The organism is Streptomyces sp. NPDC107528 (assembly GCF_055639295.1).
Genome location: NZ_JBVKAV010000005.1, coordinates 567,272 through 592,338, shown reverse-complemented (window position 1 = coordinate 592,338; position 25,067 = coordinate 567,272). Strand labels below are relative to the sequence as shown.

Annotated in this window: 18 protein-coding genes and 5 pseudogenes; 18 read left to right on the top strand and 5 right to left on the bottom strand. The window is 68.7% G+C overall.

Going from position 1 to position 25,067, the window contains the following annotated elements:
* Nucleotides 1-369: 369 nt before the first annotated feature.
* Complete coding sequence (locus tag ACZ7L5_RS19595) at nt 370-927, bottom strand: YcxB family protein (protein WP_471518073.1); 558 nt, start codon at nt 925-927, stop codon at nt 370-372.
* A gap of 296 nt (nt 928-1,223) precedes the next feature.
* Between ACZ7L5_RS19595 and ACZ7L5_RS19590 the strand changes: the two are divergent.
* The 8 genes and pseudogenes from ACZ7L5_RS19590 to ACZ7L5_RS19555 form a co-directional block, all read left to right on the top strand.
* A pseudogene (locus tag ACZ7L5_RS19590) lies at nt 1,224-1,359 on the top strand (esterase); the annotation flags it as partial.
* A 118-nt stretch (nt 1,360-1,477) separates the two neighbouring features.
* Nucleotides 1,478-1,714, top strand: a pseudogene (locus tag ACZ7L5_RS19585) (acetoacetate decarboxylase family protein); the annotation flags it as partial.
* A gap of 182 nt (nt 1,715-1,896) precedes the next feature.
* Nucleotides 1,897-2,606 (top strand): annotated as a pseudogene (locus tag ACZ7L5_RS19580) (TetR-like C-terminal domain-containing protein).
* 231 nt (nt 2,607-2,837) lie between these two features.
* Nucleotides 2,838-2,945: a hypothetical protein gene (locus tag ACZ7L5_RS19575; RefSeq protein WP_471518072.1), complete on the top strand. Its 108-nt coding sequence runs from the start codon at nt 2,838-2,840 to the stop codon at nt 2,943-2,945.
* A 221-nt stretch (nt 2,946-3,166) separates the two neighbouring features.
* Nucleotides 3,167-3,814 (top strand): hypothetical protein, encoded by a 648-nt coding sequence (locus ACZ7L5_RS19570; RefSeq protein ID WP_471518071.1) that lies wholly within the window; start codon nt 3,167-3,169, stop codon nt 3,812-3,814.
* A 14-nt stretch (nt 3,815-3,828) separates the two neighbouring features.
* Nucleotides 3,829-3,924: pseudogene (locus ACZ7L5_RS19565) on the top strand (hypothetical protein); the annotation flags it as partial.
* Between the two features lie 90 nt (nt 3,925-4,014).
* On the top strand, nt 4,015-4,734 hold the full coding sequence (locus ACZ7L5_RS19560; RefSeq protein WP_471518070.1) for a hypothetical protein: 720 nt from the start codon (nt 4,015-4,017) through the stop codon (nt 4,732-4,734).
* Nucleotides 4,735-5,092: 358 nt separating this feature from the next.
* Complete coding sequence (locus ACZ7L5_RS19555) at nt 5,093-5,425, top strand: hypothetical protein (RefSeq protein ID WP_125523697.1); 333 nt, start codon at nt 5,093-5,095, stop codon at nt 5,423-5,425.
* A 499-nt stretch (nt 5,426-5,924) separates the two neighbouring features.
* Here the strand turns inward: ACZ7L5_RS19555 and ACZ7L5_RS19550 are convergent, their stop codons facing one another.
* Nucleotides 5,925-6,692 (bottom strand): transposase, encoded by a 768-nt coding sequence (locus tag ACZ7L5_RS19550; RefSeq protein ID WP_471518069.1) that lies wholly within the window; start codon nt 6,690-6,692, stop codon nt 5,925-5,927.
* 50 nt (nt 6,693-6,742) lie between these two features.
* The gene (locus ACZ7L5_RS19545; protein WP_471518068.1) at nt 6,743-6,934 is read right to left on the bottom strand and encodes a hypothetical protein; all 192 of its coding nucleotides are present in this window, start codon (nt 6,932-6,934) and stop codon (nt 6,743-6,745) included.
* Between the two features lie 247 nt (nt 6,935-7,181).
* Between ACZ7L5_RS19545 and ACZ7L5_RS19540 the strand changes: the two genes are divergently transcribed.
* The 8 genes and pseudogenes from ACZ7L5_RS19540 to ACZ7L5_RS19505 form a co-directional block, all read left to right on the top strand.
* Complete coding sequence (locus ACZ7L5_RS19540) at nt 7,182-8,243, top strand: pyridoxal-phosphate dependent enzyme (RefSeq protein WP_471518067.1); 1,062 nt, start codon at nt 7,182-7,184, stop codon at nt 8,241-8,243.
* Between the two features lie 38 nt (nt 8,244-8,281).
* Nucleotides 8,282-9,277 (top strand): 2,3-diaminopropionate biosynthesis protein SbnB, encoded by a 996-nt coding sequence (gene sbnB / locus ACZ7L5_RS19535; RefSeq protein WP_471518137.1) that lies wholly within the window; start codon nt 8,282-8,284, stop codon nt 9,275-9,277.
* A 3-nt stretch (nt 9,278-9,280) separates the two neighbouring features.
* Entirely contained in the window at nt 9,281-9,526 is a 246-nt protein-coding gene (locus ACZ7L5_RS19530) for an MbtH family protein (protein ID WP_471518066.1), read from the top strand.
* A complete protein-coding gene (locus tag ACZ7L5_RS19525; RefSeq protein WP_471518065.1) occupies nt 9,484-10,260 on the top strand; it encodes a thioesterase II family protein in 777 nt (258 codons plus the stop codon). Before ACZ7L5_RS19530 ends, ACZ7L5_RS19525 begins: the two co-directional genes overlap by 43 nt.
* Before the next feature lie 13 nt (nt 10,261-10,273).
* Nucleotides 10,274-15,247 (top strand): amino acid adenylation domain-containing protein, encoded by a 4,974-nt coding sequence (locus ACZ7L5_RS19520; RefSeq protein ID WP_471518064.1) that lies wholly within the window; start codon nt 10,274-10,276, stop codon nt 15,245-15,247.
* Between the two features lie 502 nt (nt 15,248-15,749).
* Nucleotides 15,750-18,716, top strand: coding sequence for an amino acid adenylation domain-containing protein (locus ACZ7L5_RS19515; RefSeq protein ID WP_471518063.1), 2,967 nt, complete (start codon nt 15,750-15,752; stop codon nt 18,714-18,716).
* On the top strand, nt 18,713-19,570 hold the full coding sequence (locus ACZ7L5_RS19510; protein ID WP_471518062.1) for an alpha/beta fold hydrolase: 858 nt from the start codon (nt 18,713-18,715) through the stop codon (nt 19,568-19,570). Before ACZ7L5_RS19515 ends, ACZ7L5_RS19510 begins: the two co-directional genes overlap by 4 nt.
* A 157-nt stretch (nt 19,571-19,727) precedes the next feature.
* Nucleotides 19,728-19,847, top strand: a pseudogene (locus ACZ7L5_RS19505) (EamA family transporter); the annotation flags it as partial.
* A gap of 178 nt (nt 19,848-20,025) precedes the next feature.
* On the opposite strand, the gene ACZ7L5_RS19500 reads toward ACZ7L5_RS19505, so the two are convergent.
* Nucleotides 20,026-21,390 carry an MFS transporter gene (locus ACZ7L5_RS19500; protein WP_471518061.1) on the bottom strand — a complete coding sequence of 455 codons (1,365 nt, stop codon included), beginning with the start codon at nt 21,388-21,390 and terminating at the stop codon, nt 20,026-20,028.
* A 9-nt stretch (nt 21,391-21,399) separates the two neighbouring features.
* Nucleotides 21,400-22,803 carry a hypothetical protein gene (locus tag ACZ7L5_RS19495; protein ID WP_471518060.1) on the bottom strand — a complete coding sequence of 468 codons (1,404 nt, stop codon included), beginning with the start codon at nt 22,801-22,803 and terminating at the stop codon, nt 21,400-21,402.
* Between the two features lie 295 nt (nt 22,804-23,098).
* On the opposite strand from ACZ7L5_RS19495, the gene ACZ7L5_RS19490 reads away from it, so the two are divergent.
* Nucleotides 23,099-24,238, top strand: coding sequence for a GNAT family N-acetyltransferase (locus tag ACZ7L5_RS19490; protein ID WP_471518059.1), 1,140 nt, complete (start codon nt 23,099-23,101; stop codon nt 24,236-24,238).
* 66 nt (nt 24,239-24,304) lie between these two features.
* A complete protein-coding gene (locus ACZ7L5_RS19485; RefSeq protein ID WP_471518058.1) occupies nt 24,305-24,760 on the top strand; it encodes a hypothetical protein in 456 nt (151 codons plus the stop codon).
* Nucleotides 24,761-25,067 lie beyond the last annotated feature (307 nt).

The window sequence follows — 25,067 nt, the reverse complement described above, 5'->3', positions numbered from 1 at the left end:
TGCTCTTCGAACGGCTCGACAGGCATTACCAGCCTGCTGTGCGCGGGTGGCGGAAGTACAAGGTGCACCAGAGCCAGGACGCGATCGTAGGCGCCGTCACCGGCTCCCCCGCGGCGCCCCCGCAGTGTGCTGCTGGGACGCTTCGACACCGACGGGTGCCTGAAAACCACCGGCCGCAGCTCCACCCTGACCCAAGCAGCCCGGCGCCACCCTCACCGGTCTGCTGTCCCCACACCTCCGAAAAGCCAGCCAGACGGCGTTTCCGCAGGTCGGCAGAGGATAGGGAGGGCTGTCCAGGCCCGACCCCAGGCGGGCTGCCACCTCCTGACGGCTGGCAGGTCGTCGTCCTGGGGCAGGGCGGCCCGGATGTCAGACGCGGCTGGAGTGCCGGTCCAGGAGGGCACGCAGCCGGTCCACGTCGTCAGCCGTGCTCAGCCCATGCTTGGGCAGGACCTCAATGCACATGATGTTGGGGTCCCGGCTGAGCAGGACGAAGTGGCCGCGCGTCTCCCGGTAGCCCTGCAGGACCGACCACTTCTGGATGAGCGTGCTGTGGTCACTGCTGGTGGTGATACCAGCCGAAGACACCACTGTGCGGTACTCGCCCTGCCATCCGACGAGCCGCTGCACCTGGGCGGCCTGCAACCGCGGATAGCCCCCTACCACCAGGACAACGAGCAGGAACAGAACCGTTGAGAACACGTCGACACTGCCCCGGCTTACGGTGCCCAACAGCCACTGGGCGACCCACAGGGTGAGGAACACGCTTCGTAGGACAAGCCCCCACCGCTTGATCCGCTGCCGGGCCCGCAGACCGACCAATGTATCGGCGGGCGATGGCCGGTACGCCAACTGCACCACCGCCTCCCCCACCACGTCGGCAGCGCTGTTGATGCTGTTGTTGGTGACTTCGCGGTCCTCAGCCATGGCCCCTCCCCCTGTAAGACGACCCGCGGATCTTACCCAGCCCTGCGCAGACGCGGTTGCTCCTCTTGAAGGAGCCGCCTGTTGACCTACCCCACCCAGCCAACGCCCTCGCGCCGGCCCGGGGGGTGCTGTCCACGGCTCAGCCCTGGCGTCGGCGAGCAAGCTCCGCGTTCAAATTGCAGATCCACGCCGTGGTGGTAGCCGCAGCCGACTGTTGCGGCGAACGTGGCGATCAACCAGAACGTGCCGGCGATTCGCAGAAGCCGAGGGAGAGCAGTCGGCGAACAGGCCGCGCCGACGTCATCTCCTGGCGCGTCGCCGGGATGGTCCATCAAATTCCTGCTCCTGGACAGCCTCCGTGACACCCGCGCCGCCAACGTGACCCGCACACTCGCCGTCGACGCGCTGAGGACAGCACTGCACGGCAGCTGAGGCAGAACCTGGTCCAACTCCACGCTCCTACGCGCCGGATGGAGTTGATCAGATCGACTCTCCGATCGGCCCCACGCTCACCCCGAACTTCTACTGCACGATTTCGACGGCCCGGCGCACGATGTACACGACGATCAACGGCGCATGGCATTCGACCCAGAGCCAGACCCATGTGCTCAGCGCCGGCACGACCCGCGCGACCCGCGGCATCGCCCTCGAGGTCGGAGAAGGCCGCGTAACCGACGACCTGCGATCGCTGAAGCCGTTCAGGACCATTCAGTTCGATGTCATGACCGAAGGCCGGCTCGCCCTGCACATGCCGGTCCCCACCTCGGTCCATAGCCGGAACAAGTAGCGAGGAACCCCCGTCATGGCCACCGACCACGCCACCCGCCCCACCTCTGCCCGCAGCCCGAGGCTGCCCGCGTCCATCACCCCCACCACGCTCCCAGCGTCTGGCCGCTCGGGTCTCGACCGCTGCGGACGCGCGCGCGGGTCACCACCCACGCCCCCTACACCGGTGTCCCGCTCGCCGACTTGCCGCTCTCGAAGCCCGCAGACGTCGAGGAGGCGTTCGCCCGCGCCCGCACCGCACAGAAGGTCTGGGCGGCCATGCCGCTCGACGAGCGCAAGAGATCCTGCTGCGCTACCACGACCTCGTCCTGGCCCGCCAGGACGAAGCCCTCGACCTCACCCAGGCCGAGAACGGCAAAACTCGCCGCGACGCGCACCTCGAAGTGGTCGACATCGCGATCACCTCCCGCTACTACGCTCGCAACGCCGCCAAGTACCTCAAACCCAAGCGGCGGCGCGGCGCGATTCCCGCCCTCACCCACACCACCGAACTGCGCCACCCCAAGGGTGTCGTCGCCATCATCTCCCCGTGGAACTACCCGTTGATGGCCGTGGTCGTCTACGTGCAGTTCGCGCTCGATCACCCGGCTCTGTTCCGTGCGATGTCCGCCGAGCCCTGCGACCCGACCAGCGAGGAACGCGTCGCCGCGACTGCCGTGATCACCGCGTACGTGCAAGGCATCGTCCGCGACGCCTTCCCGGGTGCGGACAACTCGGAGGCGCTGTCGACCACTGGGTGGGCCCTCGTCCACGGCCTGGCGTTCCTGCACCTCGACGGCAAGCTGGACAGCTCCACACCCGAGGTGGTTGCAGACCAGGTCCGCGCCTCCGTCCACGCTCTTCAGCGCGGCCCCCGCTCTGTCCCAGGCGACGGCACCGAGGTGACTGCCTGAAGGGCTGTCCCGCACGTCAGGCCGATGCTGTCGTCCTGGTCGGTGCGTGAGAGAGGATCAAGGGCAACCTGGTCCATCAAGTACGTAAGAGACAAGCGTGGTTGACGGAGTGTAGACGTTCGCGCTCTTCCGGTTCGCAGATACGGTCCAGGGCGTCGCCGTTGAGGTGAGATGCCCGGTGCGCCTCTGACGATGGGCGAAGAGCGGTACTAGCCAGCCGAAATCCTTCTGATGAGCGGCTTCGTCAACGGGCGGGTCGGTCTGCAGGTATCGCATGAGGATCTGGACGAGCGGGAGCGCTGCCTCGATGCCCTTCAGGCCGAGGAGGGGGCTGCGTGACCGGCCGGTGGCCGCAGTGCCTGGGTGGACGTGGTTCCCGCTGACCCGGTGGAGGTGACCGTGCACGACTCGCCGTCGGCGCAGATAGCGGTACGTGCACCGATCGACTTCGCCTCTGAGGTCTATCGATGGGGTTCCGTTCTTCTCCAGTTGGGACTTCGTTGATCTGACCTGCTGGATGCGCCGTTATCGGGAGGCGGTATCAGCGGAGATTCGGAACAATGCTCCAGGTGATCGTGATGCAGCCCGTCCTGGAGATCTACCCCCCTGACGGCTTCGACCTCTGGCCTGTCACCGAGGTCGAGCCGTTCAGCTTCCTGCCACTCAGTGGCACCCTCAAACCGGCCGAGGTCGGGACGGCGCTGATGCGCATCGTCGGCTGCAATGACATCGACCCGGAGGACGACCGCCCGCCCCGGCCCGCCGAGCCCCTCGATGCCTTCCTGCACGGACTGCTCACCTTCGACACTCTCTACGCAGCCGGCGGCCTGCGGGTCACGCAGACCTCCACTTGTACCGAGTTCCTACCGGGCTGCTGCAACGGTCTGGAGGAGTGGCGCGACTGGTACGAAGTCGTCGACGGCAGCGGCTATGCCTCCTTCGGACACAACCCTGCTCCGTCCGCCGAACGCCTCGGCGAGATGGTGCGGTTGACTCTCGACGCGGAGCAGGACGACAGCCCGATGATCGAGCTGACCGTCGGGGAGCTGCGACGCCTGCTCGCCGGAGCGGAGCGTGACCTGGCCGATTTTCATGCCCTCGCTGGCGACTGGCTCTCTCAGCACCTGCCTGACCACGCGGTCCCTGTCACGGGGGCCTTGGCCCGGGTGCTGGACCTGCCCCCGCCAACCGTGGCGCCGCACCCGTAAAGTGAGTACATGTCTGGCGTGGCAGGCCCCTGACCAGCCATGAAGTCATGCTCCGGACCATCGCCACGACCAGTCGCACCGGACGGACCGTGCAAGCCGAACTCGACAACGACGACCATCAATGCCGAGCCCTAAGGCTTGTCCCGCAATGCGCATGAGGTGGCAGGGGCAGGCGTGGGAGCAACAGCCATACTCAACGTGTGACGATCACGGATGCTGACGATCTGCTGCCAAACCCATGGGATCTGTTGGCGGGGGCCGACTGGGCTTCGCTCGAGCATGCCTGTGGGTCGGCCGCAGGAACCCCTGCTCTGCTGGCCGGACTGTTGGCGGACGACGCCGGCGCGCAGGCCAGGGCTCTGCGGCACCTCAACGACCCGGTGCATCACCAGAACACTATCTACTCCGCGACCGTGCCTGCGGCACTGTATGTGGCGGCGATCCTCAGCGACCCGCGCACGGGCACCGTTGTAGCCGATCGTGACGGCCAAGCCCTTCCGCTGCGCGCTGCCTTGTTGGCCTGGGTGACGTCGGTGGCCATCGAGGTCGACAGCGAGGCAGAGGCGAAAATGGCAGATGTGGGGCTTTGCCTGGAGGAGCATCCAGAGTCCGTCCAGGTCCGGGCACTGCGTCCCAGGCTCTTCCAGGCTGTCTCTGCTTTCCTCCACGCTCCAGACCTTGCTGTTCAGGAAGCGGCCATTGCTGCGGCTGTTTCGCTCCTGGACGCCCCGGAGCTCGTTCAGCAGCGTGCCCGTCTTACGCCGCTGGTCCGTGATGTGTTGGTCTCCAGCGACAACCGTTCGTATCGCTTCATTGCTGGCCGTGGTCTCAAGTCCTGGGGAGAAGGCACAGATGTGCTGCCTGACGATCAAGACGCAGATCTGTGTGCGGGCGGCTGCAGCAGCGAACCGCCCTTTTGACCGCGATCTCCACGGAGGGGTGATCGCCTCTCCCCGGCCAGTGTGATGCCATGATCACGCTGTGAAGGGCTCCGCCCGCGGGTCTACCGGATGACGATCTGGGCGGGTGGCAGCGAGCAGCACGCAGCCACGTCCTGGCCCGAAAGGCCCAGCCCTCACTCTCCTTCACCCCCATCCCCTCGGCCTGTGCGCGAGGGGAGCGTTTCTCGAGGACTGCCGTGACCATCGTGCGCAGCACACCGGGCCTCGCCGTGTCCATGCTCGGGAGCCCTGACATCTGTCAGGGTCCCACCCGCCTGCCTGTCTCCTAGCCTTTCGCGCAGGACGCCCGGCACAGGGCGGAACAGAAGGGCAGGACATGAAGATCCTCTGGAAACGCGCACTCGTCACCGGAGCAGCGGGGATCGCTCTCGCTGGCGGAGCCGGTCTTGTGACCGCCTCACCCGCGGCGGCCGCGGAGGGAAATGTGCTGCAGTGCAGGGCCTGGGTCGCGGACAATCGCGCCTACGGCGAGTGCTTCAACCCCGGGACGCAGCTGCATGCGTTCTCCGTACACGCCATCTGCGGCTGGTCCCCGGACGCTTACTCGAATTGGTACTACGTGACGCCGGGCGGGACCACCACTGTCAGTATCGGCTGCGGCCCGTTGAGCACCGGCGTCGGCGGCGCGGCCATCGAGTACGGCGGCTGAGCGTCCCGGAACACCCAGATCCATCAAAAGCCCCCTAGACGGTCGATGAAGATCTTGGGTTATGGCCCTGCCACGTGAGCGGCAGGGCCAGACTCGTCATGTGGCCATAGGCGAGTGGGTCGGCGAGATGGTCGGGCCAAACGTGTGGGAGACCTGACGGGATCTGGTCCCGGCCGGGAGCGTGTTCGCGTTCCCGGCCGAGCATCGTAGCGAGCTCTTCCCGGCTGAGATGTCCGCGGACACGTATCCGTCGACGAACGGACGCCCGAACGTGCCGCCACAGACCCTGCTTCCGCCACGATCATCTTGCAGGCCCTGCACAGGCTGTCGGACTTCGAAACGGCCCAGGAACTGTGGTTCTCCCGTTCGCTGTCACTCTCTTCGACTAGCGATCTCTCCCGCGACTACGTGAAATCGGCTCTTCTCGCCCGGCTAAGAGCTGTCCCGTAATTGATCTTCGGAGGGATACAGCGGGGTGATTTAAGGGCTCGTGAGCTTCCTATGTGGCCTGGAGGAGGTTGTGCAGGCGAGCGATACCGAGCATGGCGTGGTGAACGCCGTCGCCCTTGAGCCGGCAGTCGCGGAGGATCTTCCAGGTCTTCATGTGGGCGAAGACGTGCTCGACGCGGGCGCGGACCTGCTTGTGCTTGTGGTTATGCGCGGCCTGCCACTCGGTCAGTTCGCCTCCGCGTGGTCGACGGTGCGGGATGATCAGGCCCGTTCCTGGGTAGCCGCCGTCAGCGATGGTGGTCGTCCTGCCAACGACGGCCTTGGTGCCGGACTCCTCCCATGCCTTGCAGTCGTTGCGGTTGCCCGGAAGCGGTGTGCCGATGGCTACGATCAGGCGGGTGTCGGCATCGATGACGACCTGGTGGTTGGTGGAGTACCTGTAGTTCTTGGACTGCGCGGCAACGATGTGGTCGCGGGTGGGAATCAGGGTGCCGTCGACGATCAGCACTGCGTCCTTGCGGAACCGCCGCCGGGCCTTGAGCGCAAAGAGCGGGCCGACGTGGTCAATGATCCGGTCGGCCGCCGACTTGGACACCCCGAACAGCAGCGCGAGCTGCCGCAACGTCAGGTTGGTGCGCCAATAGGCCGCGACCAGCAGAACCCGGTCCTCCAGCGGCAGGCCCCACGGCCGTCCGGGCCGTACCGTGTCCGCACCCTCGCGGCGCAGTACGGTCATCAGCCGGCTGAAGTCGCGCGGGCTCAGCCCGGTGAACGGGGCTATCCAAGACGGTTCCGACGCGGTGATCACACGAGGCATCGCAGGATCATCGCACCTACGGGTCGCCAGTCCTGGAGGTCAGCGCGGCCTCAGAACTCGAACCACAGGTCGATGTGCGGGTGGACCCGTTCGCGCAGGCAGCCGGAGTGTGAGTAGTCCTGCTGGCGCACGGCACCGCCTCGCAGCGGGTCAATCGCACCGAGCCTGAGCTCGGTCGCTGCCCCGTCCTGGTCGAGATCGATGACCTGATAGCAGAAACAGCAGGTGGGGTTCGGGTTCAACGATGCCCTCTCGTGTCGCCGAGACAACAGCGCCAGCCGCACCGTCCTGCAGACCCTACGTCGAACAGGACGCCGATAGCGGGACAGCCCTTAGGCACTCAAGCGCACCATCCCCGGCAGACAAAAGCGGTGCTCACCGCGGAGCCACAGGACGACAGCGTCCCCTCGTACCACCGACAACCTTTTGCTGCACCGCACTTGAGTCGCAGTTGAGCCGCCTCGACCGCCCCCCTGCCAGACTCGCCCCATGCTCCACAGGCGCGCTGATCAATTTCTGATCGAACGGACAATGGAACTCCGCAGGGGCCTCACGGAAACTCCGTTGATTCCCCTGGCGGACGAGCGGTGCGACCTCGTCGTCAAGCTGGAATTCTGCAATCCTGCCGGAAGTACCAAAGACCGTTCGGCACGGTGGATTCTGGAACAGGCGATCGGGCGCGGGGAGATAACGCGCGACACCACGGTGGTGGAGTCGTCGTCCGGCAATTTCGCGCTCGCTCTGGCATTTTACTGCCGCATGCTCGGCATCTCGTTCGTCCCGGTCATCGATCCGAACTGCAACGAGGCCACCGAGACCCAACTCCGGCTGCTGTGCGAACGAGTGGAGAAGGTTTCCATCCGTGATGCGGCGGACAGCTACCTCAAGTCTCGACTGTCCCGGGTGCGGGAGCTCCTGGTCGACCTCGACTCGGCCTACTGGCCCAACCAGTATGCCAATCCTGATGCTCGCGACGCGCATTACCGCTTCACCGCGGGTGAGTTGATCGCGCAGGCCGGCCCGCTCGACTACCTCTTCGTCGGCGTGGGCACGGGCGGCACGATCGCCGGGCTCTCCCACCGGATCAAGGAGACGTACCCGGGCTGCGTGGTCGTAGCTGTCGACACCGAGGGCTCGGTGATCTTCGGTGGTCCGCCTAAGAAGAGGCGGATCCCCGGCATCGGCTCCAGCATCGTGCCGCCGCTGTGTGGTCAGGCGCTGATCGACCACGTCGAGATCGTCCCCGAGGTGCGCGCCGTTGAGGCCTGCGGCGCCCTGGTCGCCAAGTACGGCTTGTATGCGGGCGGTTCGACGGGCAGCACCTATGCCGCCGTCCAGGACTACTTCGCTCGTCACCGTCCCGGCGCACCCCGTCGCAGCGCACCCCGTCCCGGCGCACCCCGTCTCGGTGCACCTCGTCCTCGGGTCGCCTTCATCGCCGCCGACCGCGGCCATGCCTACGCCCAGACCGTCTACGACCCCGCGTGGGTCCAGCAACTGGGCGCGGATGCGGTACAGCCCGCCGGTATCGAAGCCCTGGCCGTCAACTGAAGGAGAACCCCCCTGTGTCCCCCCTGGCCCCACCGCCCATGACCGTGATCGGCGCAGGCGACATCGCCGCCGAGACGGACCGTCACCGTCCGGAGCTCCTCGAGGTCGTCCGTGCCGCCTACCTCGCGCACGACGCCGGACGGAGCTCGAACCCGCACAGCTCGTTCCTGCGCTTCCCGCACCAGAACCGGTCGCGCATCATCTCCCTGCCTGCCTATCTGGGCGGCGAGTTCGAGGTCGCCGGCAACAAGTGGATCGCCAGTTTTCCGGACAACACGCAGCACGGAATCCCCCGCGCCTCGGCCACGCTGATCCTCAACGACTGCGTCACCGGCTACCCGTTCGCGTGCATGGAGTCGTCCATCGTCTCGGCGACGCGGACCGCGGCCTCCGCGGTGCTCGGCGCGCAGACGCTGCTCGGCGCGCGCCGTGCCCGCCGTGTCGGCATCGTGGGCACGGGTCTGATCGCCCAGCACGTATGGCGGTTCGTTCGTGATCTCGACTGGGAGATCGACGGCTTCCGGCTCTTCGACCTCGACCCGGCTGCGGCGGGCCGCTTCGGTGCCGCCATGGCCGAGCAGACCAAGGCCGAGATCGTGGTCGCCGACAAGGTGGACGACGCGTTCACCGACTGCGACCTGGTGTTGCTGACCACCGTGGCCGGCGAACCGCACCTGCACGACCCCCGGCTGCTGGCCCACAACCCGGTGGTCCTGCACCTGTCCCTGCGCGACCTCTCCCCCGAGATGATCCTCGCCGCCCAGAACTTCACCGACGACGTCGACCACGCCGTACGCGAGCGCACCTCGCTGCACCTGACCGAACAGCGCACCGGCAACCGGGACTTCATCGACGGCACCCTCGGCGACCTGCTGCGCGGACGGCTGCGCCGGGACCTCGGACGCCCGGCGATCTTCTCGCCGTTCGGACTCGGCGTACTCGACCTCGCCGTCGGCAAGTGGGCACACGACCGGGTCGTCGCCGCGGGCCGAGGCCATCACCAGAGCGACTTCTTCACCGGGGTGGGGGTCTGACACATGAGCGCCTCACCCGCCCCGCGCCCTGCCAACGCCGACGCCGACGCCGACGCCAACGCCGACGCCGGAGACCCGTACATCGTGGTGGTGAACCACGAGGAGCAGTACTCGGTCTGGTTCGCCGACCGTGCCCTGCCCGCCGGCTGGACCGCCACCGGCACGCAGGGCACCCGCCAGGAGTGCCTGGACCACATCGAGCAGGTGTGGACCGACCTGACCCCGCGCTCGGCGCGAGCGTCACGATGACGGCCGCTGACCTGGCGGCGACCTGGATACGCGGGCTCGGCAGCCGTCAACTCACCGCACAGCGACGCCTGTTCGTCTTCCCCCACGCCGGAGCCGGCGCCTCCGCCTATCGGCTGGCGGCGTACCTGCCGGACACCGTCGAAGTCTGTACGGTCCAGTTGCCCGGCCGGGAGACCCGGCTCGCCGAGCCGGCCTTGACGTCCCTGGACGAGGCCGTGGGCGCGCTCGCGCCGCTCATCGCGGACCACGCGGACCTGCCGTACGCCTTCTTCGGGCACAGCATGGGCTCCCTGATCGCCTTCGAGACGGCCCGGCGGCTGCGTGCACTCGGCGCGCCCCTACCCGATCGCCTGTTCCTGTCGGGCATGCGCGCCCCCGGCCTGCCGGACCGGGACCCGCGGCACACCTTGCCGGACGACAAGCTGCTCGCCACAGCCGAATTCGACGGCGTGGATCCCGAGTTGCAGGAGCTGCTCCTGCCGCTGCTGCGCGCGGACCTGACGCTGTGCGAGGCGTACACGCACCGGGCCGAGGCACCCCTCCCCTGCCCCCTGACCGTTCTGGCCGGTTCGGACGACCACAGCGTCGACGCGACGGAGCTCGTCGGCTGGCGCAAACACACCTCGGCCGACTTCGAACTGCGCTTGTTCCCGGGCGCCCCTCACCTTTATGTGCGCGGCGCTGAACGGCAGCTGGCAGAGACGATTACGCGCACCTTCCCCGCACGGGGCTGAGAAAGGATCGTTCATGGCGCCGACCACCCTCGTCGCACTGTGGGAGCAGCAGGCAGCCGCGACACCCGACGCGGTCGCCGTCGTCGCGGGAGCACACCGCGCCACCTACGCCGACGTGGACCGCCGGGCCACGGCACTCGCCGCCGAGCTGCGGGCACGCGGCATCGGACCGGAGAACCTGGTCGGCGTCTGTCTCGGCCGTTCCGTCGAGATGGCCGTGGCCCTGATCGGCATCCTGAAGTCGGGCGCCGCGTACCTGCCGCTCGACCCGAGCTACCCGGCCGACCGGCTGCGGCACATGACCACCGACTCGGGGGCCGGGTTGTGGCTGTGCGACGCGGACCACCGCGCGCAGGCCCTGGCGTCCGGCATGGCCGACGTCCTGCTGGTCGAGGACATTCCCGCGGAATGTGAGGGCATTCGCGCGGAACCTGCCGCACCGGTGGCCCCGGTGGTACACCCGCACCACCTGGCTTACGTCATCTACACCTCCGGTTCGACCGGCCTGCCCAAGGGTGTCGCCGTCGACCACGCGGCGCTCGCCTCGTTCCTGCGGAGTGTGGCCGAACGCCCCGGCCTCGGGGCGGATGACCGGGTCCTCGCGCTGACCCCGCTGTCCTTCGACATCTCGATCCTGGAGCTGTTCCTGCCGCTGACCCGGGGAGCGACGGTGGTGATGGCGCCGCGCGCCGCCAACACCGACCCCGAGCTGTTGGCCGCCACCATCGCCGAGGCGGGTGTGAGCGTCGTCCAGGCGACGCCCAGCACCTGGCGGATGCTGCTGGCGTCCGGCTGGACGGACGGGAGCGGGCGGGTGTTGCTGTCGGGCGGCGAGCCGCTCGATCCGCAGCTGGCCCGCGACCTGCTCGCCACCGGCGGCACCCTGTGGAACCTGTACGGGCCGACCGAGGCGACGGTGTGGGCCACCGTCGCCCGTATCGACGCCGTGGCCGACCGGGTCACGGTCGGCACTGCCCTGTCCAACACCCGGCTGCACGTCGTCGACGAGGGTGGGCGCGAGGCCGGTCCGGGTGTCACCGGAGAGCTGTGGATCGGCGGCGCGGGCGTGGCGCGCGGCTACCTCAACCGGCCCGCGCTGACCGCCGACCGGTTCGTGCCCGATCCGTTCGGGGACTCCTCCGGACGCCTGTACCGGACCGGGGATCTCGCCCGCTGGGCCGCCGACGGCAAGCTGGAGGTGCTGGGACGCAACGACCACCAGGTCAAGGTGCGCGGCTTCCGCATCGAGCTCGGCGAGATCGAGGCCTGCGTGCGCAGCCACCCCCTCGTCACGGACGCCGTGGTGGTCGTCGACCGCGAGGCAGCCGCCGGTGACCAGTTGGTGGCGTACCTCGTGCCCGCGCATGACGCGTGGAACGTATCCGATGAGCGGAACGTATCCGAGGACCTCCCCCGCCAGGTCCGTGACCACCTCGCACAGCGGCTGCCCGCCCACATGGTGGCCCAAGGCTACGCAGTGCTCGACGCGCTGCCCCGCACCCCCGCGGGCAAGACCGACCGCGGCGCCGTGCAGCGGATCCCGCACAGCCCGGTCCGGGCGCGCGGGCCGATGCCCGACGCCGCCCCGCTGCCGCCGCACACCGCGGCGGTGCGCCGCGTGTGGGCCGAGGTGCTCGGGCTCGACGACGTGTCCCCGTACGACGACTTCTTCGGCCTGGGCGGCCAGTCGCTCACCGCGGTACGGGTCGTGGCCCGGCTGCGTGCGGAACTCGGCTTGCCGGTCGACACGCCGTCGGTCTTCGCGCATCCGACACCGGCCGCGCTCGCTGCCTCCCTGGATGGCGTGGCGCCCTCGGAGGACGAGCCGATACCCGCGGCCGCGACCGCCGAACTCTCCTTCGGACAGGAACGGATCTGCTTCTTCGAGCAGCTGAACGACGCAAGTCCCGCCTACCACCTGCCGGTTGCCCTCGGCCTGCCCGGCGGGCGCGTCGACCTGACGCTGCTGCAGGACTGCCTGTCCGCGCTGGTGCGCCGGCACCCGGCGCTGCGCACGGCGCTCGTCGCCGTCGACGGCCGAGTCCGTCCCGAAGTGCGCGAGCCGGGACCGGTGCCGCTGCGCTGCACCGAGGTCGCCGAGGAGGACCTGGACGCGCTGGTGACCGAGCGGATCCGCGCCCCCTTCGCCCTCGACCGCCCACCGCTGCTGCGCGCGGACGTACTGCGCACCCCGAGTCGTGACACCACGCTGTTGACGGTTCATCACATTGCTTGCGACGGCGCATCGGTGGACCTGATGGTGCGGGAACTGGGCGAGCTCTACACGGAGTTCACCGCCGGCCGTCGCCCCACCCCCGAACCACTGCCGGTGACGTACGCCGACTACGCGGCCTGGCAGCGTGAGCGACTCACCCGCGCCGAGCTGGAGCGGCTGCTCGACCACTGGCGCACCCGGCTGTCCGGCGTGCCCGTCCTGGAGCTGCCGATCAGCCGAGCCCGGCCTGCCGTCGCCGGCCACCGCGGTCGCCGCGAGCTGCTGCGCATCCCTGTCGACTTGACGCAGCGGCTGCGCACGCTGTGCCGGGCCGAGGGGGTCACCCTGTTCATGGGTCTGCTGGCCCCGTTGCAGGTGCTGCTCGGCCGGTACGCCGACGAGAGCGATGTCGCCGTCGGCACCCTGGCAGGCGGTCGCTCCCGCCCGGAACTGGACGATGTGGTGGGCTACTTCGTGAACACCATCGTCCTGCGCACCGACCTGTCGGGCGACCCGACCTGGCGCGAGCTGCTGGGCCGGGTCCGCGAGGTCGCGCGGCAGGCGTACGCGCATCAGGAGCTGCCCTTCGAGAAGCTGGTGGCGGAGCTGAGCCCGGAGCGCGATCTGAGCCGCAACCCGCTCTTCCAGGTGCTGTTCGCCCTGCACGAGGAGCCGAAAGCCGGTCACGTCACCGAGCTGTACGACCGCAAGGAGCTGGAAGGCCGGCTCGGCACTGCCCGCTTCGACCTCGCCTTCGACGTGACGGACCACGCCGCTGGGGCCGGTGACCTCAGCATCTCCATCGAGTACGCCACTGACCTGTTCGAAGCCGACTTCGTGCGGGCCCTCGGCCGGCACTTCCTGCGGGTGATCGAGCAGATGGTGTCCGGCGCCACGGCCCGACTGTCCGAGCTGGAGATCGTCTCGGCCGATGAGCTTCGTGCCCTCTCCATCGGCAACCGGGCCGAGCCGCTGCCCGAGCCGACCACCCTGGTCCGCCTGTGGGACCGCCAGGTGCGGACCACCCCGGACGCGATCTGCGTCGTGGGCGACGGCCGGTCGCTGACGTTCGCCGAGACCGACGCGCGGGCCTCGGCCCTGGCCCGGGAGCTGCGGGCCCAGGGCGTGCGCCCCGAAAGCCTGGTCGCCGTCTGCCTGGAACGCTCGGTGGACCTGGTGGTCGCCCTGCTGGGCGTGCTGAAGGCGGGCGGTGCCTACGTCCCGCTCGACCCCGGCTACCCGACGGACCGGCTCCGGTACCTGCTGGCCGACTCGGGCGTACGCCTGGTCGTCGCGGACCCGGGGCACCCCAGCTCGGCCCTGATCGGTGACGGCGTGCGTCTTGTGGCGGTGGACCAGGAACCCGGCGCGGACCTCGGGCCGACCGAGGAGACACAGCCCCACCACCTGGCCTACGTGATCTACACGTCCGGCTCGACCGGCAACCCCAAGGGCGTCGCGATCACCCACGCCAACATCACCGGCTTCCTGGAGTGGAACCAGCGGCTGTGCAGGCTCACCGGGCGGGACCGGGCCCTGCTCAACCACTCGGTGGCGTTCGACAACTCGGTCTGGGAGATCTTCCAGTGCCTGGTGTCCGGCGCCGAACTGCACCTGGCGAGCCCCACCGCCGCCTACGACCCCGAGGAGTTCCTGCGAGAGGTCGCCGAGCGCGGCATCACCACGCTCAACGCGACACCCTCGCAGATGCGGATCCTGCTGGAATCCGGTACGGATCCCGCTCCCCGACTCGGCTCCGTACGCCTGGTGTTCACCGGCGCCGAAGCCGTGCCGCACGATGTGGCCCGCCGCATCCTGTCCGCCACCGCGCCGGAATGCCAGGTCTTCAACGAGTACGGGCCCACCGAAGCGACCGTCACCTCGGCGTTCTGCCCGATCACCGAGGAACTGCTGGACCGGCACAGCCATCGCCCCAGCGTCCCGTTCGGCCGGGCGACCGACAACGCGCACCTCTACGTGCTGGACCCAAGGCTGCGCCCGGTCGCCCCGGGCTGTCGCGGCGAACTGTACGTCGGCGGCAGCGCTGTCGGCCGCGGCTATCTCGGCAGGCCGGCCCGCACGGCCGGGGCGTATCTGCCCGACCCGTACGCCGGGGAGCCCGGCGCCCGTATGTACGCCACAGGTGACGTTGTCCGGCTGTTGCCCGACGGCAATCTGGTCTTTCTCGGCCGCAACGACCACCAGGTCAAGGTGCGCGGGTTCCGCATCGAGCTCGGCGAGATCGAGTCAGCACTCCAGAGCCACCCCGCCTTGGCCGACTGTGTGGTGGCCGTGCGCCGCACGCCCGCCGGTGTGGACCAGCTGGCGGCCTACCTGATACCCGAGGACCCCGACCGGCCCGTCCCGGACCCGGCGGAACTGCGCGCCCATCTGGCGGAGCAACTGCCGCCGTACATGCTGCCGCAGAGCTACACCGTGATCGGCGAGATCCCTCTCACCCCGAACGGCAAGGTCGACCGGGACGCACTGCCCGACCCACGTCCGGTGCCCGTCCCGGGCTCCGCCACCGGCCGGGCCGTCACCAAGCAGCAGCTCCTCGTCGTCGATGTGTGGCGGGAGTGCCTGGGCGTCGAGGACGACTTCGGGCCGCAGGACGACTTTTTTCACGTCGGCGGCACCTCGTTGACCATCACCACGGTCGCGGGCCGGCTCAGCGAGCGACTCGGGCGCCGGGTCTCGCCGGTCCTGGTCTTCAGAAACCCCACCGTCGCGGGCCTCGCAGAGGCCCTGGAGGCGGACACACAGCGGTGAGCAGCACCGACAGCACAAGCGTCGTCCTGGTCGAGCACCGGCGCCCTGCGGTCCCGGGCTCCACGACCTGTATCGCACTGACTCAATGAACACGCAGATCAACACCGCCGACGTCATCGAGTTCCCGGGATTCCCGCCGTACGACGTTACCGGGCTGGCGCGCCCTGCCACACAAACCAGATCACGAGACACCAGCAAGGGACGTGACAAGATGACCCCCGGCGCAGATGAACTGGGACAGACAGTGGTACCCAGGCGTCCCGCACCCGTTTCAGGCTATGACCGGGTGCGACACGGAGTCCACAACCTTCGGCGTGCTGACGTCATTGCCGATCCGCAACTGTACTGGAACGCGATTGCGGAGCTTCCGTCAATCTTCTACGACGAAGTAGGAGGCGTCTGGGTGTGCTCCGGCTATTCCGAATCGGCCGAGATCCTTTCCAACGGCCGGGTCTTCTCCTCTGCCCGTCATCATCCTCCCGCAGATCTGCAGCGGCGTGGCATGGAACATTTCCTGCCGACCGCAGAAATGCTGTCGGCGCAGTTCCTGTTCAGCGATCCGCCCGAGCACACCAGAATCCGGGACGCGCTGCGCGGGCAGTTCACCCGGGCGAGCGTGCGGCGGCACGATCCCGCCATGCGGGACATGGTCGCCGAGTTGCTGCGCTCGCTGCCCGATCACGGGACCGTCGACGTTGTGGCGGACTTCGCCGAGCAGTTGCCGACGTGCCTGATGACGCATCTGCTGGGCATGGACGGCCGGGGCGAGGAACTGACCCGGTGGGCGGATGCCTACGAGCGGCTGCTGAGCAGTGTGTCCACCTTTCCCAGCCGGACGGACATCGAGATCGTTCCGGTCATCGACGAGGCACTCGCCGGACTCCGCCGGCTGACGGCCGAGCGTCTGGCCACGCCTGGCGACGACCTCCTCTCCGCCCTCGCGACCGGCCTGCAGGGCGACTTCAGCCCTCGCTCGGTTTCCTCTGGAGAACCGCCCGAGGAACTCCTGCAGTTGGTCGCGAGCAACGCCATGGTTCTGCTCGCCGGCGGCTATCAGACCCTCACTCACCTGGTGTCCACCGGCCTACTGCTGCTCGCCGAGCAACCTGAGCAGCTCAAGCGACTGCGCGCCGAGCCGTCCCTCATCGACTCCACGGTGGACGAGCTGATGCGCATCGACGGATCGAGTCAGTACGTCGGACGCCATGTGGTGCGCGATGTCGAGGTCGGCGGGGCGCAGCTCAAGGCCGGAGCGAGTGTCATCGTGCTACTTGGCGCTGCCAACCTCGACCCACGGAAGTTCACGGAGCCGCTCGTCTTCGACATAGGCCGCAGTGAGGGGCGTCACCTGGGCTTCGGAGCGGGAGCGCACTACTGCCTCGGCGCGCCCTTCGCGGAACGACTGGCCGGATGGGCGATTCAGGGCTTCATCGAGCAGTACCAGGAGTTCACACCGCTCGACGGGCCGTCAGACGCCGTCCAGTGGGGCCCGCATGGCAACACGCGGTCCCGAGCCCGTGCCAGGATGACTGTTCAGCGCGGGACCAGGGAGAACGCGCCCAGCATCGATCCACCGGTTGGGGCACAGGATGTCCCCCAAGAGCCGAAGCCGCTCACCGAACTCGAACGGCACCAGCTGGTCCCGGAATGGAACGACACCAGCGCCCTGGTCGGCACCTCCGCCTTGGTCTGCTGGCATCTGCTGTTCGAGGAACGATCCCGTCTGACACCGGACGCCATTGCGGTCGAGGACCAAGGCGTGCCCTACTCGTACGCCAGGATCGACGCGCTCGCGAACGGCAACGCACACCGTCTGCGCGCGCTCGGCGTCGAACCCGAGTCTGTCGTCGCCCTCACCATGCGACGATCCGTGGACCTCGTCGTGGCGCTACTGGCTGTTGCCAAGGCGGGCGGCGCCTTCCTCCTGGCGGACCCCGCGTGCCCCACCGAACGCCTGAAGACGATGCTTGAGCAGGCGCACGTGCGGGTGGTCCTCACCGATGACATGACCGCCGACCGGATCGAAGGGCTCGATGTCTCCGCGGCTGTCACCCTGTTGGACATGGCCACTCCTGCACCCGAACCGCCGATCACGGGTGTCATGCCGGGCAACACCGCGTACGTCGTGTTCACCAGCGGCACCACGGGGCAGCCGAAAGCCATCATCAACAGCCATGAGTCGCTGGCGAACCTGCACATTGCCCAGCGGCGTGTGTTCCAGGTGCATCCCCAGGACAGGGTGTTGCAGTTTCTGTCCCTGAACTTCGACGGCTGCATATTTGAGATCGTGCTGCCGCTGCTGTGCGGAGCGACCCTCGTTCAGGCGAGCACTGAGGAGCTCATGCCGGGCCCGTCCCTGGCGCGCCTGTTGCGCGAACGGCGGGTCACCATCGCGACCATGACCCCATCGGTGTGGGCCGTGATTCCCCATGTGGAGCTACCCGACCTGCGGATCGCCGCGTTCGCCGGCGAGCGGTTGCGCGGCGATCTGGTGCGCCGGTGGCGGGAGCGAGGACGCCGGTTGCTCAACCTCTACGGGCCCGCCGAGGCCGCGATCTGGTCCACGTGGCACGAGTGCTCGGACGACGACACCCCGCCGATCGGCCGGCCGGTTCATGGAAAACGTGTCTATGTGCTCGACGACGACCGGCGGCTGCTGCCCGTCGGCTGCCCCGGCGAGCTGTACATCGGAGGGGCGGGCGTCGGTAGGTACCTCGGCCGCCCGGAGCGTATGGCCGACTCCTTCGTGCCGGACGTGTTTGCCGACGAGCCGGGACGACTGCTGTACCGGACCGGTGATGTGTGCGTGTGGCGCGCGGACGGGGTCCTGGAGTACGTGGGCCGCCGCGACCGGCAGGTCAAGATCCGAGGGCAGCGGGTGGAGTTGGACGAAGTGGAGCGCATCCTGGAAGGGGCGCCAGGGGTGGGCACGTGCCTCGTCACGGAACGCGAGGGTCGGCTGACGGCCGTCGTCGTGCCCTCAGCGCCTGGCCCCTGGCCGGAGGCGGAGGTACGTACGTACCTCGCGGCGCACCTGCACACCGGGATGATCCCCGCAACGTTCACCCTCGCCGAACAGCTCCCTCTCACCCGCAATGGCAAGGCGGGGCATGATGCCCCGGAGCGGGCCCACGCCCAGGCGAACGAACCGGGCAGGGGCGAGCCTGCCGCGGCGTCCCCTTGCGGAATCTCTCGGCCCACCGAAGCCCACACGCAAGGCACCGACGAGCCCACATACATCACCTGGGAGCTTGCCCGTCTCTTCTCGTCCTGCCTGGGCTTGCCGCAGGCGGCCGTCAAGTTGGACACCGACTTCTTCTCGGCAGGTGGAGACTCGCTGGCCATGGCCGAGTTCATGGTGTCCGCCGAAGAGCGGTACGACATGGAGATCCGAGTGGAGGAACTGCTCGCAGACCCCACGCTGGCCGGTGTAGTGCGGTTGGTGGGCCGGCGGAAGGAAGCGCGATGAGCGGGTTCTCAGGCGCGGAACCGAGTGAGCTGCGGGTCAGGCCCGCCGTCAGCAAGGTGGGCGGCGCAGTCCCTGCGACGGCTGCTCCGGTGGTGCTCGTGCACGGTTCCATGGACCGCAGCATCGGCTTCCGGCGGGTTGTGGACTACCTCCCGGGGCGTCCGGTTGTCGGCTACGACCGGCGCGGGTGGGGCCGTTCACGATCGATGGGCGGTCCGAAGGTGTCCATGGCGACGCATGTCGACGATCTCTGTGCAGTCCTGGCAGAGGTGGACGCGCCACCCGTGGTGGTAGGCCACAGCTATGGCGCGCTGGTGGCGTTGGCCGCCGCCGCCCGCAGGCCGGAGTCGACCGCGGGCGTCGTCGCGTTCGAACCTCCGGTGCGGTGGCTGCCGTGGTGGCCCGCCTCCGACCCTTGGGAGGAGACGGTCAGCCGCAACGCGGCCGACGGAGGACCCGAGCAGGCGGCTCGCGTGATGCTTACCGAAATCCTCGGCCGGACGGGTCACTTGGTGCTCGCTCGTGCACAGCCGGCAGATCTCGCTGCCGACGGAGCCTCGCTGTTGGCCGAGATGGCGGACCCGACCTTCAATGTGCCGTTCTTCGACCCTCTGGACGTCCACACGCCCACCGTTGTCGCCGCCGGCTCCCTGTCTGCCCCCCATCACCGTGAGGTCGCTCGACGACTCGCCGACCTGCTACCGCACGGGCAGTTCGTGGAGATCCAGGACGCACGACATGCCGCCCACGTCAGTCATCCCCAGGAGTTCGCTCGCCTGATCGACAAGCTCGAACAGGCACGAAGGGCTGGAGAAGCGGCACGGGAAGGCACGACCGCGGCGATGGAGGAGTAGCCGTGCCCACGATGAGGGTGATCCGATCGCGTCCAGGCCGCACTCGACGGCCGACCGGGCGGGTCGCGCACTGCCCCGACCCCTCCAGCGGCTGCCTGGCCGATGGATGCCCCCCCGCCACCTGTGTACGCCACCGGTCTCTCGACGAGGTGCGTCCGTTCCTCACTGGGCCGTACGCCGTCCGTCTTCGTCCCGGGCCAGTCTGCTGCTCGGCACGGAACCGCTGTGGGCTGCCGCGACTGGCATCGCCGGGCTCGGCAGCGAACGGCTGAGCGGCTAACGCCTCGGAGCGCTCGGCCTCGCTGGCTGTGCGCCGGTGCCGGCCGGGACGGCATGAAACCTCAGGTCCCCGGACTCACGAACGGCGAACGCGGGAAACGCCGACCGCCGCCCGGTGTGCTGCCGGGCGGCGGTCGGCGTCGAGCGCGGTGCGCGCTCAACAGGCGCGGGCATGCTCAGCCGACGGCGTCGCCGTCCAGCTGCTCCACAGGGGCGACGTCCCCGGCCGGTGCGGCCTTGCTCGTGGCCGCGGCCCGCCGGTCGAGGCCGACCACGAGTGGTACGGCCAGCACACTGATCGCGGTGAGGAACATCCAGGGCAGCGCCGCACCGCCCTCCAACAGCGCTGTGAGCAGCGCCGGGGCGAGGGCACCGCCGACCGACCAGGACATCTGGTAGACGCCCAGATAGCGGCCCCGCAGATGCTCGGGGGCCATCACCACGCTCAGTTCGCTGGTCGGCGGCGAGCCGAGGATCTCGGCCACGGTGTAGAGCACCATCGCGATCAGCAGCCCGGCGATCACCGCCCAGCCGGGCAGGACGAGGAGCGTGCCGAAGACGACGAACGCCGCCGCGTTGAGCAGCAGGGCCAGCATCAGCACCGTCACCGGCCTGCGGGCCTCGATCCACCGGCTGGCGAGCGTCTGGAGCAGCGCGACCATGGCCGTGTTCAGCACGACGAGCGCGCCGACGATCCAGGAGCCGACTTCGAGGTTGTCCGCCACGTAGGCGGCGAGCAGCACCGTGATCACCGCGGAGGAGAAGGCGAAGGCGAGGTTCGTCGCGACCAGCCGCAGATACCGGGTGTCCTTCAGCACGGTGCGATAGCCGCCCCAGGGCTGTCCGGTGCGTTCGCCCGCCGCCTGCTCCGGCTCAGCAGGCTTCGGCTCTGCGTGCCCGGCGTCGGCCGCCTCGCTCGTGTCCGCGCCCCGGAAGGTGATCACGAGCCAGCCTGCGACGCCGAAGGAGACCGCGTTGATCACCATGACCGCCCGCAGCCCGGCGACGGTTCCGATGCTCAGAGCCACCGCGGACGCGGCGCCGCCGAATCCGATGCCGACATTGCGCAGGGCACGGACGAAGCCGAACCAGCGGGCCCGCTCGTCGCCCCGGGCGACCAGCACGATGAGCGGACTGTTGCCCATCCAGAAGGCGGTGGAACCCAGTTGCACCACGAATTGCCACAGCACGATCTGCCAGGACGCGTGCGAGAACAGGAAGCCGATGAACCCGGCCACCGAAACCCAGTTGCCCACAGCGACCACGGTGCGCGGACCGTGTGTGTCCAACAGGGGCCCGATGAGGGGCGGAACGGGCAGGGCGAGGAGTTGGCCGACGGTCAGCGCGGCACCGACGGCGACCAGTGACAGCGACGTCGTCTTCACGAAGAAGACGACGGTGAACGCCATCACCAACCCGTTTCCCAGGCTGTCGATCAGATTGGCCGTGACGAATCGGCCTCTTCCTGAGAGGTCCGGCAGACCCCAGGCCGTCTGAATCCGCCGCCACGCTGAATGCGCGGGGGAATGCTGCGGCACCATGACTTCTCTTTACTTCGCTGCGTCGGCGGGCAATTCGCCCGCGGCAGGCACCTCACCCCAGGCGGGCAACTCGCTCTGATGGAAGACGGTTGCGTAGCGCGCCTTGGCATGTGACGTGCCGGTGATGATCCCGCCCGAACCGGCCGGTACCACCCTGGCGTCTGCTCCCGCACACCCACGCGGGGTATAGAACATGCCATAGACCGCATGCCATTCCTCGGTTTCCCCGGATACCGGGTCCACCACGAGCTCAGGCCGCGGGATCACTCGCTGTTGTACGACACATCCTTCGACGGCGGAATTCTCCAGCGCACGCCGCCAAGTGGCATCGTCGGTTTCCCAGCCCACCACGGCGCCGACTCCGCCGCCGCGTGCGTTGACCTTCAGGATCAACTGCTCCCGCCGCTCCAGGCATTCGTCGACGAGGTCGGTGTCGGCCTTGAGTGCGTCAGTGTTGATCAGCCGGGTCCAGGGCAGCACCCGGTCGATGAGCCGGCACTCGTCCTCGCTGAGGTCGCGCCGCCGCGCCGGGTCCGATAGCAGCGCCATACAGGCCTTGTTGGCGAACATGGTGCTGGAAAGGGGGGTCCACAGCAGCGTCCCGCCCGCCCGGTGCGCACGCAGCAGGGGTGCGACCAGGTCCCAGCCGTCGGGTTCCTCGGCGATCTGGTCCGGGACGAAGGAGCGGTAGACCACGTCGATCTTCGTGTCCCCGAGGTAGAGCGCCCCGCCGCGTTCGTGCACGTCGGAGACCTCGGCCACCAGGATGTCGAGGCCCGCCCAGCGCAGTGCGGACTGGAAGTTGAGCCAGAGTTCGCCGTAGTCCGTCAGGCCGCCGCGCCATTCCAGCAGGGCCACCACCGGGTCGCGCCCGGGTGCCACCCGGGCGCCGAAGCTGCGCAGCGCCTCCACCACGGCGCGAACGGGATCCACGTAACCGAGTCGGTTTCGGCGAGCGAAGTCGGCGAAGGCGTCGACCTCCAATGCCGCCCGGGACATTTCACTCGCGAGGCCCCAGCCGCCGGTCTCGCTCCCCAGGTTGGTCTCGAGGAGTTTGAATGAAGTGCCGTCGTGGTACATGTCGGCCCGGCCATAATAGGGCGGCTGTAGGTCACCGAACCGCCGTATCGCTTCCCAGCCGCCGTCGCTGATGCCGAGCACGGACCGGAATGCGTCCAGATCGCCCCCGAACATCCGGTTCGGCAAGGAAAAGAGTATGTCGACGAGGCGCTGCATGTCATCGGCGAACTCGCGAATCTCACGCTCAGCGACAAAGAGGGGTCTGGCCAAATTCTCGCCATGCCAAGATGCGAGCGTCGGGAAGTCCTTGATGTGCTGGGCGACCGTACGCAAGTCGCTGCCCGGTGTGCGGAACTCCTCGTTGTACTGGGCTACTACCCGCTCCGCCGACATGAAGTCTCCCTGCTCGATGGTGACTGGGCCCCTCGGCCCGCAGGGGTCACCATTTCACCCCGGTTCCCGGTGCGACTCAATTGCGGCTCAATTGCAGCTCAGTTGTCGGCCGACGGCCCCCGTGGACACTGAACCTCTGTGTTAAGACTGGAATGATCGAAAACCGGAAGAAGAACAGTTCTGCAGCCACGGGGGAACGTTGTGCGGGCGGGAGCCCGCGGCGACTCCGTATCCGATCGCGCAGCGGAGTCGCCGGCACGATCAGGCAGAGACTATGGGAGGCTCAATGCCCGCCATGACGGACACTTTCGCCGACGCCATCGGCGGGCTCGGGGACACCGAGTGGGACCGCCTCGCCGACGGCAGGTTCTACTCGTCGGCGCTGTGGCTGCGGGTGTGCGCCCTCGAACCCGGGGCGGTCTCCGGCGGATTGCACGTGGAGACCCCGGGTGGCGGCCGGGCCGCGATCCCCGTGGCGGCGGTGACCGACGAGCCCACCCCGGACCTGCGGTGGCACGACCTGCTTGCCGCGCGCGGCCTGCCGACGCCCGAACCGGGCGGCCTGCTCATCGGCCAGCGCCGCGGCTACCTGGCGCACCTGCTGACCGGAGAGGGAGCCGATCGGACCGAGGCCGCCGCCGCGGTGCTCGACGCGGTCCGCGCGTTGCGCTCACCCCTGCACGAGGAATCGAAGATCGCCCGCGTGGCGATGTACCTGACCACCGAGGACGTGGGGGCGCTGCGTGCGGCGGGGGTGCGGACCGCACCGGTCGCGCTGAAGACCGACGCCTGGATCGAGATCCCGCCCGGCGGCTACCACGCCTGGCTGGAGTCACTGTCGGCGCACCGGGCCCGCCGTATCCGCAGCGAGATTCGGAAGTTCGAGAAGGCCGGATACGAGGTGGAGCACCGGACGCTCGCCGAGTCCTGGCAGGACGTCGCCCGGTTGCTGGCACGTTCCCTACTGCGCTACGGCAGAACTGTCGACGTGGACCCGATGGCCGAGTCCTTCCGCAAGCAGGGTGAACTCGCCGGTTCGCGCGCCGAAGTGGTGCTGTGCTCGCGCCCCGGCGAGCCGCCGGTCGGCTTCTGCCTGTATTACCGTTGCGGCGACACCGTGTACCTGCGGGGGCTCGGCCTCGACCACGACCAACTCGCCTCGGCCGCAGAGTACTTCAACCTCACCTACTACATGGCGGCGCGGCTGCCGGGAGTGCGCCGGATTCACGCGGGCACCGAGACCGCGGAAGGAAAGGCACTGCGCGGTGCGAAGCTCCGGCCGCTGTGGCTGCTGGACCTGTCCGAGGACAGTCCGCTGGCCGGGTACGACGAGGAGATCCGCGAGCACAACCGCGCCCTGCTCGCCCGCCTGCGCGACTCTTCGTCCGCGGTTTCCGACGCCCTGGAGTACGAGCTCTGGGAGCCGTACTGCTGAGGCCGACTCCCGCCACAGGGCGAGTTGTGACGGAGCAAGGGCTGAGGCCGTGATGCATTCCTCCACGTGCCACGGGCTGCTGGACGAGGTCGCCGCCCGCACGAGGGCGAGTTCCCGGCCCTGGGCGGGCCGGCCCTGGAAGCCTCGCTCGCGCAGGCCATGGTGGACGAGCGGTGCCACGCGCTGATGTATCTCGACGCCGGCTGCCCGCACATCCCGCACATCGTGAATGAAGTGGCACGGGGAACTGCGGGCCGCCCCTGCCCCGGGCCCTGGCGGCGCAAGCTCACGACTCTCGCCTCCGCGTCCGCGATGTCCGTCAGCGCGTACCTGCGCCTGCTCGCCGACGACCCGGCACCGGGATCTTGGCCCGCTCACCCGGCTTCGTCTCCCTTGGTCGCGGACAGCGCGGTCGGCCTCGACCGCGACCGCGACCAGGCTGCGATCCATGCCATGGAAGCGGCGGGTCTGTACACGGACCGGCAGCCGAACCGGCCGGGGCCGCGCTGTAAGTCGGCTTGACCCGCGCTTGAGGCGCAGCTCCTATCGTGCCGATTCAGTGACGTCCTCGGCCCGAGGCCGACTGTGGCCGTTGGATTCGCCCGCCCCTGTGTCCTGGTTCGAAGGTTGGATGTGTTGTTCTCGTGCTGATCAGCTGCAACGAAGGCAGCCGCTCGTGCTGTGAGGTCAGGGCGTCCTGCCGTTCGGCCACGAACTCCACCGCTTTCGCGACCTGAAGTTACTGGCCGGCGCTGGCGCCCAGCGATCCATCCCAGCACTCGCCTCCCGCCCCATCCCCCTCGCCACAGGAGATTTCTATGTCTGTCTC

Bases quoted from the DNA above. Each gene is read 5' to 3' on its own strand.
- ACZ7L5_RS19595 (WP_471518073.1), bottom strand. From the start codon at position 927: ATGGCTGAGGACCGCGAAGTCACCAACAACAGCATCAACAGCGCTGCC.
- ACZ7L5_RS19575 (WP_471518072.1), top strand. From the start codon at position 2,838: ATGAGCGGCTTCGTCAACGGGCGGGTCGGTCTGCAGGTATCGCATGAG.
- ACZ7L5_RS19570 (WP_471518071.1), top strand. From the start codon at position 3,167: ATGCTCCAGGTGATCGTGATGCAGCCCGTCCTGGAGATCTACCCCCCT.
- ACZ7L5_RS19555 (WP_125523697.1), top strand. From the start codon at position 5,093: ATGAAGATCCTCTGGAAACGCGCACTCGTCACCGGAGCAGCGGGGATC.
- ACZ7L5_RS19550 (WP_471518069.1), bottom strand. From the start codon at position 6,692: ATGCCTCGTGTGATCACCGCGTCGGAACCGTCTTGGATAGCCCCGTTC.
- ACZ7L5_RS19540 (WP_471518067.1), top strand. From the start codon at position 7,182: ATGCTCCACAGGCGCGCTGATCAATTTCTGATCGAACGGACAATGGAA.
- sbnB (WP_471518137.1), top strand. From the start codon at position 8,282: ATGACCGTGATCGGCGCAGGCGACATCGCCGCCGAGACGGACCGTCAC.
- ACZ7L5_RS19530 (WP_471518066.1), top strand. From the start codon at position 9,281: ATGAGCGCCTCACCCGCCCCGCGCCCTGCCAACGCCGACGCCGACGCC.
- ACZ7L5_RS19520 (WP_471518064.1), top strand. From the start codon at position 10,274: ATGGCGCCGACCACCCTCGTCGCACTGTGGGAGCAGCAGGCAGCCGCG.
- ACZ7L5_RS19515 (WP_471518063.1), top strand. From the start codon at position 15,750: ATGGAACATTTCCTGCCGACCGCAGAAATGCTGTCGGCGCAGTTCCTG.
- ACZ7L5_RS19510 (WP_471518062.1), top strand. From the start codon at position 18,713: ATGAGCGGGTTCTCAGGCGCGGAACCGAGTGAGCTGCGGGTCAGGCCC.
- ACZ7L5_RS19500 (WP_471518061.1), bottom strand. From the start codon at position 21,390: ATGGTGCCGCAGCATTCCCCCGCGCATTCAGCGTGGCGGCGGATTCAG.
- ACZ7L5_RS19495 (WP_471518060.1), bottom strand. From the start codon at position 22,803: ATGTCGGCGGAGCGGGTAGTAGCCCAGTACAACGAGGAGTTCCGCACA.
- ACZ7L5_RS19490 (WP_471518059.1), top strand. From the start codon at position 23,099: ATGACGGACACTTTCGCCGACGCCATCGGCGGGCTCGGGGACACCGAG.